The 17,418-nt window shown below is 62.3% G+C and carries 15 protein-coding genes; 14 read left to right on the top strand and 1 reads right to left on the bottom strand.

The features are described from left to right. Positions 1–40: 40 nt before the first annotated feature. Positions 41–1,483, bottom strand: coding sequence for a SulP family inorganic anion transporter (locus HU750_RS14675; RefSeq protein WP_186680790.1), 1,443 nt, complete (start codon positions 1,481–1,483; stop codon positions 41–43). Positions 1,484–1,659: 176 nt separating this feature from the next. On the opposite strand from HU750_RS14675, the gene HU750_RS14670 reads away from it, so the two are divergent. From HU750_RS14670 to nuoL, 14 genes are all read left to right on the top strand, one after another. Beyond that, positions 1,660–2,394 (top strand): secretin N-terminal domain-containing protein, encoded by a 735-nt coding sequence (locus tag HU750_RS14670; protein ID WP_225935700.1) that lies wholly within the window; start codon positions 1,660–1,662, stop codon positions 2,392–2,394. A gap of 490 nt (positions 2,395–2,884) precedes the next feature. Further along, positions 2,885–4,210 (top strand): isocitrate lyase, encoded by a 1,326-nt coding sequence (aceA, locus tag HU750_RS14665; RefSeq protein ID WP_012273289.1) that lies wholly within the window; start codon positions 2,885–2,887, stop codon positions 4,208–4,210. Positions 4,211–4,438: 228 nt separating this feature from the next. Next, positions 4,439–5,101, top strand: coding sequence for a lysoplasmalogenase (locus tag HU750_RS14660; RefSeq protein ID WP_186680788.1), 663 nt, complete (start codon positions 4,439–4,441; stop codon positions 5,099–5,101). A gap of 379 nt (positions 5,102–5,480) precedes the next feature. Further along, positions 5,481–5,894: an NADH-quinone oxidoreductase subunit A gene (locus HU750_RS14655; RefSeq protein WP_003251427.1), complete on the top strand. Its 414-nt coding sequence runs from the start codon at positions 5,481–5,483 to the stop codon at positions 5,892–5,894. Positions 5,895–5,904: 10 nt separating this feature from the next. After that, on the top strand, positions 5,905–6,582 hold the full coding sequence (locus tag HU750_RS14650) for a NuoB/complex I 20 kDa subunit family protein (RefSeq protein ID WP_012313769.1): 678 nt from the start codon (positions 5,905–5,907) through the stop codon (positions 6,580–6,582). 79 nt (positions 6,583–6,661) lie between these two features. After that, positions 6,662–8,443 (top strand): NADH-quinone oxidoreductase subunit C/D, encoded by a 1,782-nt coding sequence (gene nuoC / locus HU750_RS14645; protein WP_027592809.1) that lies wholly within the window; start codon positions 6,662–6,664, stop codon positions 8,441–8,443. Positions 8,444–8,445: 2 nt separating this feature from the next. Beyond that, complete coding sequence (nuoE, locus tag HU750_RS14640) at positions 8,446–8,943, top strand: NADH-quinone oxidoreductase subunit NuoE (RefSeq protein ID WP_003251433.1); 498 nt, start codon at positions 8,446–8,448, stop codon at positions 8,941–8,943. Beyond that, positions 8,940–10,319, top strand: a complete 1,380-nt coding sequence (nuoF, locus tag HU750_RS14635; protein ID WP_027592811.1) for an NADH-quinone oxidoreductase subunit NuoF — start codon at positions 8,940–8,942, stop codon at positions 10,317–10,319. The genes nuoE and nuoF overlap by 4 nt, the downstream gene beginning before the upstream one ends. A 132-nt stretch (positions 10,320–10,451) precedes the next feature. After that, complete coding sequence (gene nuoG, locus HU750_RS14630) at positions 10,452–13,166, top strand: NADH-quinone oxidoreductase subunit NuoG (protein WP_099454799.1); 2,715 nt, start codon at positions 10,452–10,454, stop codon at positions 13,164–13,166. Further along, a complete protein-coding gene (nuoH, locus tag HU750_RS14625) occupies positions 13,163–14,170 on the top strand; it encodes an NADH-quinone oxidoreductase subunit NuoH (RefSeq protein WP_027592813.1) in 1,008 nt (335 codons plus the stop codon). The genes nuoG and nuoH overlap by 4 nt, the downstream gene beginning before the upstream one ends. An 11-nt stretch (positions 14,171–14,181) precedes the next feature. Then, positions 14,182–14,730 carry an NADH-quinone oxidoreductase subunit NuoI gene (gene nuoI / locus HU750_RS14620; RefSeq protein ID WP_027592814.1) on the top strand — a complete coding sequence of 183 codons (549 nt, stop codon included), beginning with the start codon at positions 14,182–14,184 and terminating at the stop codon, positions 14,728–14,730. 10 nt (positions 14,731–14,740) lie between these two features. After that, on the top strand, positions 14,741–15,241 hold the full coding sequence (gene nuoJ / locus HU750_RS14615; RefSeq protein WP_186680785.1) for an NADH-quinone oxidoreductase subunit J: 501 nt from the start codon (positions 14,741–14,743) through the stop codon (positions 15,239–15,241). Positions 15,242–15,244: 3 nt separating this feature from the next. After that, complete coding sequence (gene nuoK / locus HU750_RS14610) at positions 15,245–15,553, top strand: NADH-quinone oxidoreductase subunit NuoK (RefSeq protein WP_008096201.1); 309 nt, start codon at positions 15,245–15,247, stop codon at positions 15,551–15,553. Further along, a complete protein-coding gene (nuoL, locus tag HU750_RS14605; RefSeq protein WP_027592816.1) occupies positions 15,550–17,403 on the top strand; it encodes an NADH-quinone oxidoreductase subunit L in 1,854 nt (617 codons plus the stop codon). Before nuoK ends, nuoL begins: the two co-directional genes overlap by 4 nt. The last annotated feature ends 15 nt before the right edge of the window (positions 17,404–17,418 follow it).

Here is a 17,418-nt window from a genome sequence, read left to right as displayed (position 1 = left end):
GGGCTTGCCCGCGAAGGGGCCGGTGCAGGTAATAACCTTCTCAGAGCTGCTCGCCAGCCCGCTTCAACAGCTTCTTGCACCGCTCCGACAAGTGCACCACGCGTAGATGCTTGCCCGCCTTGGTATACCGCTCACGCAAGGTTTTCAGCGCCGCAACTGCCGAATAATCGACAAAGCTCAAATGCTGGCAGTCCAGCGTAACCTGCACCGGATCCTTCGCCGTATCGAACTGGTTGAGGAACGAGGCGGTCGAGGCAAAGAACAACGTGCCATGTACCTGATAACGCTTGCCGCCGCCCGCTTCCTCGTGGCTGTCGGCATACAGCTCCCGCGCATGCTGCCAGGCAAAGTTCACCGCCGCGATGACAATACCAAACAGTACCGCTACGGCCAGGTCGGTGAACACCGTGACGATGGTCACCGCAATGATTGCCAGCACATCGTTCACCGGCACCTTGTGCAACACGCGCAACGAGGCCCAGGCGAAGGTCTGCTGAGCAACCACGAACATCACCCCCACCAGGGCTGCCAGCGGAATACGCTCGATCAGCGGCGACAAGAACAACACGAACAGCAGGATCATCACCCCGGCAACCACGCCCGATAGCCGGCCGCGGCCATTGGAGCTGAGGTTGATCACCGTCTGCCCGATCATCGCGCAGCCGCCCATGCCACCGCACAGGCCCGAAACCATGTTGGCGGCGCCCAGGGCCACGCACTCACGGTCTGGGAAGCCACGGCTTTCGGTGATTTCGTCGGTGAGGTTAAGCGTCAGCAGGGTCTCCAGCAGGCCGACCATGGCCATCAGAACCGCGTAGGGTGCGATGATCTTGAACGTTTCAAGGTTCCACGGCACATCCGGCAGCGTTACTTGCGGCAGGCCACCGGCGATGTGCGCCATGTCGCCAAGGGTGCGGGTCGGCAAACCCAGCAGGTACACCAATAGGCCTACCCCCAGGATGGCCACCAGCGCGGGCGGTACGGCACGGGTCAGCTTGGGCAGTATGTAGACCACCAGCATGGTCAGCGCCACCAGGCCGATCATCAGGTACAGCGGCGAACCGCTGAGCCACTGACCGCCCTGCTTGAAGTGCTCCAACTGAGCCAGGGCGATGACGATCGCCAGGCCGTTGACGAAGCCCAGCATCACTGGGTAAGGCACCAGGCGCACCAGCTTGCCCAGGCGCAGCAGGCCAAACAAGATCATCACCACCCCGCCAAGCAGCACCGTGGCCAGCAAGTACTGCACCCCGTGTTGCACCACCAGCGCGATGATCACCACCGCCATCGATCCGGCAGCACCAGAAATCATGCCCGGACGGCCGCCGAACAGTGCAGTCAGGGTACAGATGATGAAAGCGCCATACAGGCCCATCAGCGGGTTGAGGTGCGCCACTAAGGCGAAGGCGATGCACTCAGGCACCAGGGCGAACGAGGTGGTCAGGCCGGCGAGCAGGTCGGCGCGCAGTCGTACGGGTTTCATGAAGTTCCTGTGAGGCGGTCCAGGCGGAGGGGCTGGCAATCGAGGGGCGCGATGTTACGGAATTTGTCTGACAGCGGCCACCGCTCAAACGTGCAGGATGCCGCCCCTTGATGCATAACCTGCACAACCTGGGCAAATTTGCCATCATGTTGATACCCACTGCGGAGATCATGGACATGCCGCTACGCCCGCTTTTCACTTCCTTGCTGCTGGCTGCCACCCTCAGCGCTCACGCCGCCACCGAAGTCCTCCCCTTGCAGTACCGCAGCAGCGCCGAACTGTTGCCCGCTGCGCAATCGTTCATCGGCAAGGACGGCACCGTCAGCGCCTTCGAGAACAAGCTGATCGTCAATGCCAGCCCCGAGCGCATCGACGACCTGCGCAGCCTGCTGCAACAGTTGGACACCGCGCCCAAGCGCCTGCTGATCAGCGTCGACAACAACGACAGCAACTTCCAGGACACCCGCGGCAACGCTCACGTCATCCGCTACGGCACCAGCAACCGCGAAGGCGGCATGCAGCAGGTTCAGGCCAGCGAAGGCCAGGCCGCGCTGATCCAGGTTGGCCAGAGCATCCCGGTCACCAGCACCAGTACCGACGGTTATGGGCGCATTCAAAGCAACACCGAATACCGCAATGTGACCCAAGGTTTCTACGTTACCCCCAGCCTGAGCGGCGAAACGGTTCGTCTGCAAATAAGCACCAATAATGATCGCATCAGCCAGGAACGTGCAGATGTAGTGAAAGTGCAAAGCACCGACACGACAGTCACCGGCAAGCTCGGGGAATGGATCACCTTGGCGGGGTTCAACCAGCAGAGCCAGTCCGATCGTAGCGCGTCAAGCCACACTTACAGTACCCAGCGCGGTGAAAACATGACTTTACGTGTAAAAGTCGACCTTCTGGACTGATCCCAGGCAATTCAAGGCCTCGACCAATGGCCTAGAAACTGACTGCCGAGTCGTATTAGACCAAAGATGTAGTAAGTGAAAAAAGTCACTACAAAACATTTGACAGGTACTTTTTCTCAAGGGCATGATGGCCTCGCTCCCGCTAATCAGGGGCCCTGGCAAGGGCCTTCGAGGCGTGCTCCTCCCACCCCTGGAGGCGCCTCGTGTCTATACGGCCCACAAGGCGGTTCGACGGGATTGCGACTGCAACGAAGAAGTTGTCCCGAGGGACGGAAGCGCATCACCGCAGTTCTGGCAATCGCGTAGCACCGCAGCAAGGCAACCACGAGCCGACCTGCAGCGCACACCTTCGCCTGGCCTGCACCCCCTTCCCCTTCGAGCCTTCGCGTTCGCCGCCGCACGCCCCCGAACAGGACAGCCGCCAGGCCTCTGATCTGCACCCGAGCATCAGCACAATTACCCCAAGATCGATGCGACGAGGTTTATTTCCATGGCACTGACACGCGAACAGCAAATTGCAGCCCTCGAGAAAGACTGGGCCGAAAACCCGCGCTGGAAAGGCGTGACCCGTACCTATACCGCCGCTGATGTCGTTCGCCTGCGTGGCTCCCTGCAGCCGGAGCACACCCTGGCCCGCCAGGGCGCAGAAAAACTGTGGAAGCTGGTCACCCAGGGTGCCCACCCGTCCTTCCGCCCAGAAAAAGATTTCGTCAACTGCATGGGCGCCCTGACCGGCGGCCAGGCAGTACAACAAGTCAAAGCCGGCATCCAGGCAATCTACCTGTCTGGCTGGCAAGTTGCCGCCGACAACAACTCGGCCGAGTCCATGTACCCCGACCAGTCGCTGTACCCAGTCGACTCGGTACCGACCGTGGTCAAGCGCATCAACAACTCGTTCCGCCGCGCCGACCAGATCCAGTGGAAAGCCGGCAAGAACCCAGGCGACGAAGGCTACATCGACTACTTCGCGCCAATCGTAGCTGACGCCGAAGCCGGTTTCGGCGGCGTACTGAACGCCTACGAGCTGATGAAGAACATGATCGAAGCGGGCGCTGCCGGCGTGCACTTCGAAGACCAGCTGGCCTCGGTTAAAAAATGCGGCCACATGGGTGGCAAGGTACTGGTACCCACCCAGGAAGCTGTACAGAAGCTGGTTGCCGCGCGCCTGGCAGCTGACGTTTCGGGCGTACCGACCATCATTCTGGCCCGTACCGACGCCAACGCCGCCGACCTGCTGACCAGCGACTGCGACCCGTACGACCAACCGTTCGTGATCGGCGAGCGCACCCGTGAAGGCTTCTACAAAGTGCGTGCAGGCCTCGACCAGGCAATCTCCCGCGGCCTGGCCTACGCACCGTATGCCGACCTGATCTGGTGCGAGACCGCCAAGCCGGACCTGGACGAAGCCCGCCGCTTCGCTGAAGCGATCAAGAAGGAATACCCGGACCAGATCCTGTCGTACAACTGCTCGCCTTCCTTCAACTGGAAGAAAAACCTGGACGACGCGACCATCGCCAAGTTCCAACGCGAGCTGTCGGCCATGGGCTACAAACACCAGTTCATCACCCTGGCTGGCATTCACAACATGTGGCACGGCATGTTCAACCTGGCGCACGACTACGCCCGCAACGACATGACTGCCTACGTCAAGCTGCAGGAGCAGGAATTCGCTGATGCCAGCAAAGGCTACACCTTCGTTGCGCACCAGCAGGAAGTGGGCACTGGCTACTTCGATGACATGACCACCGTGATTCAAGGTGGGGCTTCGTCGGTGACTGCGCTGACCGGTTCGACTGAGGAAGAGCAGTTCCACTGATAACAGCGGGCTGTTGAAGGAAGGCCCAGGACTCGCAAGCGTCTCGGGCCTTCTTTTTTACCTGCACTGGCCTCTTCGCGGGCAAGCCCGCTCCCACAGGTTCTGCGCCTATTCAAGCATGGCGCGATAGCTGTGGGAGCGGGCTTGCCGGCGAAGAGGCCAGTGCAGACGAAAGCAAAACCCAGGATCCGGACTATGCTTGTGGCAGCACAGTAGCAAGGACTGCCCATGCTTCGTCCAAGCCACCTGATCACAATCGCCGTCGCAGCCGCTGCTTTTTATCTCTATGCACTGGCCAGCGACAATGCGCTGCTTGGCCTGCTGGTCAAACCCGTTCCGGTACTGGCACTGATCGCCTGGCTCTACCAGGGACCCGACACTGTATACCGCCACTGGATCGTCATCGGCCTGGGTTTCTCGGTACTGGGTGACGTACTTCTGGCCGTCCCAGCCGACCTGTTCGTGTTCGGTTTGGCAGCGTTTCTCTGCGCCCACCTGGCTTACCTGCGTGCCTATTGCAACCTGACGTTACGCCCGGCCCTGCCAGCTCTGCTGCTGAGCGCGGCGACGGGCTCGACGCTGCTGGGGGTGCTGGCCAGCCACGGCCTCGGCCCGCTCCTGGCCCCAGTGGCGCTGTATGCCTTGGCGATCAGTGCCATGCTCTGGCGCGCTCTGGCATGCGGCGGTATCGCCGGGCTCGGCGCGTGCATGTTCGTATTTTCTGACAGCCTGATCGGTATCGACCGCTTCGTCAGCCCGTTCGCTGCTGCGCCTTACCTGATCATCGTCGCTTACTGGCTGGGCCAGTGGGCAATCGCTTCATCGGCCCGCCACGGCTTAACCGATAAAGTATTGACCCAGAGCGGTGCGCAAGGCGCTGGAAGCTGTTAGAACGAGCCTTTTTCGCATTTGCAAGTAGCCAACCCGCCCGGGCAACTTTGCAAGGCTCACAAGAGGAGAATTTCACCGCACCAGGCTCAATGCGATTAATTATCATTAAATAATTAGGAATTCGTTACATCGCGCAAGAAACATAATTAACAAAAACGCGCGCAATGCCCGAAATTCAAGGCTTTCAGCCAGTTACGAAAGATTTTTGTTCTTAATCCTACGAATAAATTGCCACAGAAATTTTACTTGCACCGGGTTTACCCATAAAATCAGCGCGATTGATTCAGCTGCGACATTTGGTCACTGCATGTGCGACACCAGGTCGCCGCTCTACTTATTTCAGACTGCAGAGCTGGGTCTCTGTATAAGGATCTCTAGCATGTCCGATTCGGCAGGACTCATCGCCCACAACTGGGGCTTTGCCATCTTCCTTTTGGGTGTCGTCGGCCTGTGTGCCTTCATGCTCGGTCTGTCCAGCCTGCTCGGTAGCAAGGCCTGGGGCCGCGCCAAGAACGAACCCTTCGAATCCGGCATGCTGCCCGTCGGCAGCGCCCGCCTGCGTCTGTCCGCCAAATTCTATCTGGTCGCGATGCTGTTCGTGATCTTCGATATCGAAGCCCTCTTCCTCTTTGCATGGTCTGTGTCCGTCCGCGAAAGCGGCTGGACCGGGTTCGTCGAAGCGCTCGTTTTCATAGCAATTCTGTTGGCAGGTCTTGTCTACCTTTGGCGCGTCGGTGCTCTTGATTGGGCTCCCGAAGGTCGCCGCAAGCGGCAAGCGAAGCTGAAACAATGAGGCTTTGGCAATGCAATACAATCTCACCAGAATCGATCCGGATGCGCCCAACGAGCAGTACCCGGTAGGTGAACGGGAAACCGTCACCGACCAACTGCTCGAGGACCAGGTCCACAAGAACATCTACATGGGGAAACTCGAAGATGTGCTGCGTGGCGCGGTCAACTGGGGTCGCAAGAACTCCCTCTGGCCGTATAACTTCGGCCTGTCCTGCTGCTACGTGGAAATGACCACAGCCTTCACGGCGCCCCACGACATCGCCCGCTTCGGCGCCGAAGTCATCCGGGCCTCGCCGCGTCAGGCCGACTTCATGGTCATCGCCGGTACCTGCTTCATCAAGATGGCGCCGATCATTCAGCGCCTGTACGAGCAGATGCTCGAGCCGAAGTGGGTCATCTCCATGGGTTCGTGCGCCAACTCCGGTGGCATGTACGACATTTACTCGGTCGTTCAGGGGGTCGACAAGTTCCTCCCCGTGGATGTTTACGTGCCTGGCTGCCCGCCTCGCCCTGAAGCGTTCCTGCAAGGCTTGATGCTGCTGCAGGAGTCGATTGGCCAGGAGCGACGCCCGCTTTCCTGGGTTGTTGGTGATCAAGGCATTTACCGTGCCGAGATGCCTGCCCAGAAAGACCTGCGTCGTGAACAGCGTATCGCGGTAACCAACCTGCGCAGCCCCGACGAAGTCTGATCCAGCGACCTGCCGCCCGCTCCCCAAGGAGCCGGCGGCCTGGCTTCATTCTCTACGTTGACTCAAAGCGACCGAGACCATGACAGCGGACACCGCTATTTATATTCCGCCTTACAAGGCTGACGACCAGGATGTGGTCGTCGAATTGCACAACCGTTTTGGGGCCGACGCATTCGTCGCCCAGGAAACCCGCACCGGCATGCCGGTGCTGTGGGTAAAACGTGCACAGCTCAAAGAAGTACTCAGCTTCCTGCGCAACGTCGCCAAGCCGTACAGCATGCTGTACGACCTGCATGGCGTCGACGAGCGCCTGCGCACCCAGCGCCGCGGCCTGCCCGCCGCCGATTTCAGCGTGTTCTACCACCTGCTGTCGGTCGAGCGTAACAGCGACGTGATGATCAAGGTGTCGCTCAGCGAAGGCGACCTGAACCTGCCGACCGTGACCGGCATCTGGCCTAACGCCAACTGGTACGAGCGCGAAGTCTGGGACATGTTCGGCATCGACTTTGCCGGCCACCCGCACCTGAGCCGCATCATGATGCCGCCCACCTGGGAAGGCCACCCGCTGCGCAAGGACTACCCAGCCCGCGCCACCGAGTTCGACCCCTACAGCCTGACCCTGGCCAAGCAGCAGCTTGAAGAGGAATCGGCACGTTTCAACCCGGAAGCCTGGGGTATGAAGCGCCAGGGCGCCAACGAGGACTACATGTTCCTCAACCTCGGCCCCAACCACCCCTCTGCCCACGGTGCGTTCCGTATCGTCCTGCAGCTGGACGGTGAAGAGATCGTCGACTGCGTCCCGGACATCGGCTACCACCACCGTGGCGCCGAGAAGATGGCCGAGCGCCAGTCCTGGCACAGTTTCATCCCCTACACCGACCGTATCGACTACCTCGGCGGGGTGATGAACAACCTGCCGTACGTACTGGCGGTAGAGAAGCTGGCCGGCATCAAGGTGCCGCAGAAGGTCGACGTGATTCGCATCATGCTCGCCGAATTCTTCCGCATCACCAGCCACCTGTTGTTCCTGGGTACCTACATCCAGGACGTCGGCGCCATGACCCCGGTGTTCTTCACCTTCACCGACCGCCAGCGCGCCTACACCGTGATCGAAGCGATCACCGGTTTCCGCCTGCACCCGGCCTGGTACCGCATCGGTGGCGTCGCCCACGACCTGCCGCGCGGCTGGGACAAGCTGGTCAAGGACTTCGTCGACTGGCTGCCTAAGCGCCTCGACGAATACACCAAGGCCGCCCTGCAGAACAGCATCCTCAAGGGCCGTACCGTCGGCGTCGCCGCGTACAACACCAAGGAAGCGCTGGAATGGGGCACCACCGGTGCCGGCCTGCGTTCCACTGGTTGCGACTTCGACCTGCGTAAAGCGCGCCCGTATTCCGGCTACGAAAACTTCGAGTTCGAAGTACCGCTGGCCCACAACGGCGATGCCTACGATCGCTGCATGGTCCGTGTCGAGGAGATGCGTCAGAGTATCCGCATCATCGACCAGTGCCTGCGCAACATGCCGGAAGGCCCGTACAAGGCGGATCACCCGCTGACCACGCCGCCGCCGAAAGAGCGCACCCTGCAGCACATCGAAACCTTGATCACACACTTCCTGCAAGTCTCGTGGGGCCCGGTCATGCCGGCCAACGAGTCGTTCCAGATGATCGAAGCGACCAAGGGCATCAACAGTTACTACCTGACGAGCGATGGCGGCACCATGAGCTACCGCACCCGGATCCGTACCCCGAGCTACCCGCACCTGCAGCAGATCCCTTCGGTGATCAAAGGCAGCATGGTCGCCGACCTCATTGCGTACCTGGGCAGTATCGACTTCGTTATGGCTGACGTGGACCGCTAAGCATGAACAGCACGCTTATCCAGACAGACCGTTTCGCCCTGAGCGAAACCGAGCGCTCGGCCATCGAGCACGAGATGCATCACTACGAGGACCCGCGCGCGGCGTCCATCGAAGCCTTGAAGATCGTCCAAAAGGAACGTGGCTGGGTGCCGGACGGCGCCATTCACGCCATCGGCGAAGTGCTGGGCATCCCGGCCAGTGACGTCGAGGGTGTGGCGACTTTCTACAGCCAGATCTTCCGTCAGCCGGTCGGCCGCCACATCATCCGTGTGTGCGACAGCATGGTCTGCTACATCGGTGGCCACGAGTCGGTGGTCAGCCAGATCCAAAGCGAACTGGGCATCGGCCTCGGCCAGACCACCGCCGACGGGCGCTTCACCCTGCTGCCGGTCTGCTGCCTGGGCAACTGCGACAAGGCCCCGGCCCTGATGATCGACGATGACACCTTTGGCGACGTGCAGCCTGCTGGCGTTTCCAAACTGCTGGAGGGTTACGTATGACCATTACTTCCTTCGGCCCGGCCAACCGCATCGCGCGTTCGGCCGAAACCCACCCACTGACCTGGCGTCTGCGTGACGACGGCGAGCCGGTGTGGCTTGCCGAGTACCAGGCCAAGAACGGTTACGCTGCTGCCCGCAAGGCACTGAGCGAGATGTCGCAAGACGACATCGTGCAGAACGTCAAAGACTCCGGCCTCAAGGGCCGCGGCGGCGCAGGCTTCCCCACGGGTGTGAAGTGGGGCCTGATGCCTAAAGACGAATCCATGAACATCCGCTACCTGCTGTGCAACGCGGACGAAATGGAGCCGAACACCTGGAAGGACCGCATGCTGATGGAGCAACAGCCCCATCTGCTGGTCGAGGGCATGCTGATCAGCGCCCGCGCCCTGAAGGCCTACCGCGGCTACATCTTCCTGCGTGGCGAGTACACCACCGCAGCGAAAAACCTAAACCGCGCCATCGACGAAGCCAAGGCCGCTGGCCTCCTGGGCAAGAACATCCTGGGCTCGGGCTTTGACTTCGAGCTGTTCGTGCACACCGGTGCCGGCCGCTACATCTGCGGTGAAGAAACCGCACTGATCAACTCGCTGGAAGGCCGTCGCGCCAACCCACGTTCCAAGCCGCCCTTCCCTGCCGCCGTTGGCGTATGGGGCAAGCCGACCTGCGTGAACAACGTCGAGACCCTGTGCAACGTGCCGGCCATCGTCGCCAACGGCAACGACTGGTACAAGTCGCTGGCCCGCGAAGGCAGCGAAGACCACGGCACCAAGCTGATGGGCTTCTCCGGCAAGGTGAAAAACCCTGGCCTGTGGGAACTGCCATTCGGCGTCACCGCCCGTGAGCTGTTCGAAGACTACGCCGGCGGCATGCGCGACGGCTTCAAGCTCAAGTGCTGGCAGCCAGGTGGCGCCGGTACCGGCTTCCTGTTGCCCGAGCACCTCGACGCACAGATGTACGCCGGCGGCATCGCCAAGGTTGGCACCCGGATGGGGACTGGCCTGGCCATGGCGGTCGACGACAGCATCAACATGGTCTCGCTGCTGCGCAACATGGAAGAGTTCTTCGCCCGCGAATCGTGCGGCTGGTGCACCCCATGCCGTGACGGCCTGCCGTGGAGCGTGAAAATGCTGCGCTCGCTGGAGCAAGGCCAAGGCCGCGCCGAAGACATCGAGACCCTGCTGGGCCTGGTCAACTTCCTCGGCCCAGGCCGTACCTTCTGTGCTCACGCACCGGGTGCCGTCGAGCCGTTGGGCAGTGCCATCAAATACTTCCGCTCCGAGTTCGAGGCCGGTGTCGCCCCAGCCAGTGCTGCCGATGCCCTGCGCCCGAACCTGGCCAAGCCAGTACCGAGCGGGCCGATCGTGGTCGGCGCATAACAAGATGAGCTGCGGGTGGTCCGTGCCACCCGCCAGCCTGCAGGCCGGCCCGAACGATTCGCGGCGGGCCGCAGGCGTACAGATTTCCATTAGCCACGCCCGCTCACGCGGGCCAACGAAGAACTTTGAACAATGGCCACTATCCACGTAGACGGCAAAGCGCTCGAAGTCAACGGTGCAGACAACCTGTTACAGGCGTGTCTGTCGCTCGGCCTCGACATCCCTTATTTCTGCTGGCACCCCGCGCTAGGTAGCGTTGGCGCCTGCCGGCAGTGCGCGGTCAAGCAGTACACCGACGAGAACGACACCCGTGGTCGTATCGTCATGTCCTGCATGACCCCTGCCTCCGACGGCACCTGGATCTCCATCGAAGATGAAGAGTCCAAGGCGTTTCGCGCCAGCGTCGTCGAATGGCTGATGACCAACCACCCGCACGACTGCCCAGTGTGCGAGGAAGGCGGTCACTGCCACCTGCAGGACATGACGGTAATGACCGGCCACAACGAGCGCCGCTACCGTTTCACCAAGCGTACCCACCAGAACCAGGACCTCGGCCCGTTCATCGCACACGAGATGAACCGCTGCATCGCCTGCTACCGCTGCGTGCGCTACTACAAGGACTACGCAGGCGGTACCGACCTGGGTGTTTATGGCGCCCACGACAACGTGTACTTCGGCCGCGTTGAAGACGGCGTGCTGGAAAGCGAGTTCTCCGGCAACCTGACCGAGGTCTGCCCGACCGGCGTATTCACCGACAAGACCCACTCTGAGCGCTACAACCGCAAGTGGGACATGCAGTTCGCACCGAGCATCTGCCACGGCTGCTCCAGTGGCTGCAACATCAGCCCAGGTGAACGCTACGGCGAACTGCGTCGCATCGAAAACCGCTTCAACGGCTCGGTCAACCAGTACTTCCTGTGCGACCGTGGCCGCTTCGGTTATGGCTACGTCAACCGCACCGATCGCCCCCGCCAGCCACGCCTGGCCGATGGCACCAAGCTGAGCCTGGACGCCGCACTGGACAAGGCCGCCGACCTGCTGCGCGGGCGCACCATCGTCGGTATCGGCTCGCCGCGCGCCAGCCTCGAAAGCAACTACGGCCTGCGTGAGCTGGTCGGTGCCGACTACTTCTATTCGGGTATGGAAGCGGGCGAACTGGCCCGTGTGCGCCTGGCCCTGAACGTGCTGAACAACAGCCCGCTGCCGGTGCCGACCCTGCGCGACATCGAAGACCACGACGCTGTGTTCGTGCTTGGCGAAGACCTGACCCAGACCGCCGCCCGCGTTGCCCTGTCCGTACGCCAGGCCACCAAAGGCAAGGCCGAAGCCATGGCCGAGGCGATGAAAGTGCAGCCTTGGCTGGACGCCGCGGTGAAAAACATCGGCCAGCACGCGCTGTATCCGCTGTTCATCGCCAGCCTGGCTGAAACCAAGCTGGATGACGTCGCTGAAGAATGTGTACACGCAGCCCCGGCTGACCTGGCCCGCATCGGCTTCGCCGTGGCCCACGCCATCGACCCGAGCGCCCCGGCCGTTGCAGGCCTGGACGAAGAAGCCAAGGCCCTGGCCCAGCGCATCGCCGATGCCCTGGTTGCGGCCAAGCGCCCATTGGTAGTTGCCGGTACCTCGCTGGCCGACCCGGCGCTGATCGAAGCCGCCGCCAACATCGCCAAGGCCCTGAAGCTGCGCGAGAAAAACGGTTCGCTGAGCCTGGTCGTGCCTGAAGCCAACAGCTTCGGCCTGGCGATGCTGGGCGGTGAGTCCGTCGATGCCGCGCTGGACGCGGTCATCAGCGGCAAAGCCGACGCCATCGTGGTCCTGGAAAACGACCTGTACACCCGCGTCTCGGCCGCCAAGGTCGATGCCGCCCTGGCTGCAGCCAAAGTCGTGATCGTTGCCGACCATTCCAACACCGCCACCCTGGAACGCGCTCACCTGGTGCTGCCGGCAGCCTCGTTCGCCGAAGGCGACGGCACCCTGGTCAGCCAAGAAGGCCGCGCCCAGCGCTTCTTCCAGGTGTTCGACCCGCAATACCTGGACAGCAGCATCCTGGTCCACGAAGGCTGGCGCTGGATGCACGCCCTGCGTGCGACCCTGCTGAACAAGCCGGTCGACTGGACCCAACTGGACCACGTCACCAGCGCCTGCGCCGAAGCCGCCCCACAACTGGCTGGCATCGTCAACGCAGCGCCTTCCGCCGCGTTCCGCATCAAGGGCATGAAACTGGCCCGTGAGCCGCTGCGCTACTCCGGCCGTACCGCCATGCGCGCCAACATCAGCGTGCACGAGCCGCGTACCCCGCAAGACAAGGACACCGCGTTCGCCTTCTCGATGGAAGGTTACTCGGGCTCCGTCGAACCGCGCCAACAAGTGCCGTTCGCCTGGTCGCCGGGCTGGAACTCGCCGCAAGCCTGGAACAAGTTCCAGGACGAGGTCGGTGGCCATCTGCGTGCCGGTGACCCGGGCGTGCGCCTGATCGAATCGCAAGGTGATCGCCTGAACTGGTTCAACGCCATCCCGGGCGCATTCAACCCGGCCCGTGGCACCTGGACCGCCGTGCCGTTCTTCCACCTGTTCGGCAGCGAAGAGAACTCCTCGCGCGCCGCTCCGGTACAAGAGCGCATCCCTGCTGCCTACGTTGGCCTGGCCAAGTCCGAAGCGGACCGCCTGGGCGTCAACGAAGGTGCGCTGCTCAGCCTCAACGTGGCGGGCGTGGCACTGCGTCTGCCGCTGCGCATCAATGAAGAGCTGGGCGCTGGCCTGGTCGCGCTGCCGAAAGGCCTGGCTGGCATTCCGCCTGCCATCTTCGGTGCACCCGTCGAAGGCCTGCAGGAGGCAGCACAATGAGCTGGTTCACCCCCGAAGTGATCGATGTGATCATCCAGGTCGTCAAGGCTATCGTGGTGCTGCTGGCCGTAGTCGTCTGCGGTGCGCTGCTCAGCTTCGTCGAGCGCCGCCTGCTGGGCTGGTGGCAGGACCGCTACGGTCCTAACCGTGTCGGCCCGTTCGGCATGTTCCAGATCGCCGCCGACATGCTGAAGATGTTCTTCAAGGAAGACTGGAACCCGCCCTTCGTTGACAAGATGATCTTCACCCTGGCGCCGGTCGTGGCCATGAGCGCCCTGCTGATCGGCTTCTCGATCATCCCGATCACACCGGGCTGGGGCGTCGCCGACCTGAACATCGGCCTGCTGTTCTTCTTCGCCATGGCCGGCCTGTCGGTGTACGCCGTGCTGTTCGCCGGTTGGTCGTCGAACAACAAGTACGCGTTGCTGGGCAGCTTGCGGGCATCGGCACAGACCGTCTCGTACGAGGTGTTCCTGGGCCTGGCGCTGATGGGCGTGGTGGTGCAGGTGGGTTCGTTCAACATGCGCGACATCGTTGAATACCAGGCCCAGAACCTGTGGTTCATCATTCCGCAGTTCTTCGGCTTCTGCACCTTCTTCATCGCTGGCGTCGCCGTGACTCACCGTCACCCGTTCGACCAGCCGGAAGCGGAACAGGAACTGGCCGACGGCTACCACATCGAGTATGCCGGCATGAAATGGGGCATGTTCTTCGTCGGTGAGTACATCGGCATCATCCTCATCTCGGCGCTGCTGGTGACCCTGTTCTTCGGCGGCTGGCACGGTCCGTTCGACCTGCTGCCTCAGGTGCCGTTCCTGTGGTTCGCGCTGAAGACCGCGTTCTTCATCATGCTGTTCATCCTGCTGCGCGCCTCGATCCCGCGCCCACGCTATGACCAGGTGATGGACTTCAGCTGGAAGTTCTGCCTGCCGCTGACCCTGATCAATTTGCTGGTGACCGCTGCGATCGTGCTTTACAACACGCCAGCCGTCGCGGCCCAGTGAGGATTTGACCCATGTTCAAGTATATCGGCGACATCGTTAAGGGCACCGGCACTCAGCTGCGCAGCCTGGCCATGGTGTTCTCCCACGGGTTCCGCAAGCGCGACACCCTGCAGTACCCCGAAGAAGCGGTGTACCTGCCGCCGCGCTACCGCGGCCGCATCGTCCTCACCCGCGACCCCGACGGCGAGGAGCGCTGCGTAGCGTGCAACCTCTGCGCGGTGGCCTGCCCGGTCGGCTGCATTTCGCTGCAGAAGGCCGAGACCGAGGACGGTCGTTGGTACCCCGAGTTCTTCCGCATCAACTTCTCGCGCTGCATCTTCTGCGGCCTGTGCGAAGAGGCGTGCCCGACCACCGCGATCCAGCTGACTCCGGATTTCGAAATGGCCGAGTTCAAGCGTCAGGACCTGGTGTACGAGAAAGAAGATCTGCTGATCTCCGGCCCCGGCAAGAACCCTGACTACAACTTCTACCGTGTTGCGGGTATGGCGATCGCTGGCAAGCCGAAAGGTTCTGCACAGAACGAAGCCGAGCCGATCAACGTGAAGAGCTTGCTCCCATAAGGACAGAAAGATGGAATTCGCTTTCTACTTCGCATCCGGGATCGCCGTGGTCTCCACCCTTCGGGTGGTGACCGGCACCAACCCCGTGCACGCCCTGCTCTACCTGATCATTTCGCTGATTTCCGTGGCAATGATCTTCTTCGCCCTGGGTGCGCCGTTCGCCGGCGCCCTGGAAGTGATCGCCTACGCCGGCGCCATCATGGTGCTGTTCGTCTTCGTGGTAATGATGCTCAACCTGGGGCCGGCGTCGGTCGCCCAGGAGCGCGGCTGGCTCAAGCCTGGCATATGGGCCGGGCCGGTGATCCTCGCCGCCCTGCTGCTGCTCGAGCTGCTGTACGTGCTGTTCGTCACCCCAAGCGGCGCAGCCATCAGCGGTACCACCGTGGACGCCAAGGCCGTGGGCATCAGCCTGTTCGGCCCGTACCTGCTGGTGGTCGAACTGGCGTCGATGCTGCTGCTCGCCGCAGCCGTCACCGCCTTCCACCTGGGCCGCGTTGAGGCGAAGGAGTAAATCATGGGTGCTATCCCTCTCGAGCATGGTCTGGCGGTCGCCGGCATCCTGTTCTGCTTAGGTCTGGTTGGCCTGATGGTCCGCCGCAACATCCTCTTCGTGCTCATGAGCCTGGAAGTCATGATGAACGCCTCTGCCCTGGCGTTCATCGTCGCCGGTGCCCGTTGGGTCCAACCCGACGGGCAGGTGATGTTCATTCTGGTGATCAGCCTGGCAGCCGCCGAGGCCAGTATTGGCCTGGCTATCCTGCTGCAGCTGTATCGCCGCTTCCACACTCTCGACATCGATGCTGCCAGTGAGATGCGCGGATGAACCTTATCTTCCTGACTTTCGTCTTCCCCCTGATCGGCTTCTTGCTGCTGTCGTTCTCGCGCGGGCGGTTCTCGGAGAACCTGTCCGCCCTGATCGGCGTCGGCTCGGTGGGCCTCTCGGCCGCGACAGCCGCCTACGTCATCTGGCAGTTCAATGTCGCCCCGCCTGAAGGCGGTGCGTACAGCCAGCTGCTGTGGCAGTGGATGTCGGTGGACGGCTTTGCGCCGAACTTCACCCTGTACGTGGACGGCCTGTCGGTCACCATGCTCGGCGTGGTCACCGGCGTAGGCTTCCTGATCCACCTGTTCGCGTCCTGGTACATGCGTGGCGAAGCCGGTTACTCGCGCTTCTTCTCGTACACCAACCTGTTCATCGCCAGCATGCTGTTCCTGGTGCTGGGCGATAACCTGCTGTTCATCTACTTCGGCTGGGAAGGCGTGGGCCTGTGCTCGTACCTGTTGATCGGTTTCTACTACAGCAACCGCAACAACGGTAACGCAGCACTCAAGGCCTTCATCGTCACCCGTATCGGCGACGTGTTCATGGCTATCGGCCTGTTCATCCTGTTCGCCCAGCTGGGTACCCTGAACGTGCAGGAACTGCTGGTGCTGGCACCGCAGAAGTTCCAGGCGGGTGACACCTGGATGGTCCTGGCTACCCTGATGCTGCTGGGTGGCGCGGTCGGTAAATCGGCCCAGCTGCCGCTGCAGACCTGGCTGGCCGACGCAATGGCGGGCCCGACCCCGGTTTCGGCACTGATCCACGCCGCAACCATGGTGACCGCGGGCGTATACCTGATCGCCCGTACCAACGGCCTGTTCCTGCTGGCGCCGGACGTCCTGCACCTGGTCGGCGTAGTCGGCGGTGTGACCCTGGTACTGGCCGGCTTCGCCGCGCTGGTTCAGACCGACATCAAGCGTATCCTCGCCTACTCGACCATGAGCCAGATCGGCTACATGTTCCTGGCCCTGGGCGTTGGCGCCTGGGACGCGGCGATCTTCCACCTGATGACCCACGCCTTCTTCAAGGCCCTGCTGTTCCTTGCCTCCGGTGCGGTGATCGTTGCCTGCCACCACGAGCAGAACATCTTCAAGATGGGCGGCCTGTGGAAGAAACTGCCGCTGGCCTACGCCAGCTTCGTGGTCGGTGGTGCCGCCCTGGCTGCCCTGCCGATCGTCACCGTGGGCTTCTACTCCAAGGACGAGATCCTCTGGGAAGCCTTCGCCAGCGGCAACACCGGTTTGCTGTACGCCGGCCTGGTCGGTGCGTTCATGACCTCGCTGTACACCTTCCGCCTGATCTTCATCGCCTTCCACGGCGAAGCCAAGACCGAAGCCCACGCGGGCCACGGCATCAGCCACTGGCTGCCGCTGGGCGTGCTGATCGTGCTGTCGACCTTCGTCGGCGCCTGGATCACCCCGCCACTGGCCGGTGTACTGCCTGAAAGCGCCGGCCATGCCGGTGGCGACGCCAAGCACTCGCTGGAGATCGCCTCGGGTGCCATCGCCATCGCCGGTATCCTGCTGTCGGCCCTGCTGTTCCTGGGCAAGCGTCGTTTCGTCAGCGCCGTCGCCAACAGCAGCATCGGCCGCGTCCTGTCGGCCTGGTGGTTCGCTGCCTGGGGCTTCGACTGGATCTACGACAAGCTCTTCGTCAAACCTTACCTGCTGATCAGCCACATCCTGCGCAAGGACCCGGTTGACCGCAGTATCGGCCTGATCCCTCGGATGGCCCGTGGCGGCCACGTCGCCATGAGCAAGACCGAGACCGGCCAGCTGCGTTGGTACACCGCCTCGATCGCCGTCGGCGCCGTGCTGGTACTCGGCGCTGTGGTAGTGGCCGCGGTATGACTATGAATCTTGCGA

This window comes from Pseudomonas sp. SWRI50, from assembly GCF_014269095.1.
GTDB classification, from domain to species: domain Bacteria; phylum Pseudomonadota; class Gammaproteobacteria; order Pseudomonadales; family Pseudomonadaceae; genus Aquipseudomonas; species Aquipseudomonas kermanshahensis.
Note: the sequence above shows the minus strand (reverse complement) of the source record. Positions and strands in the feature narration are given on the sequence as shown.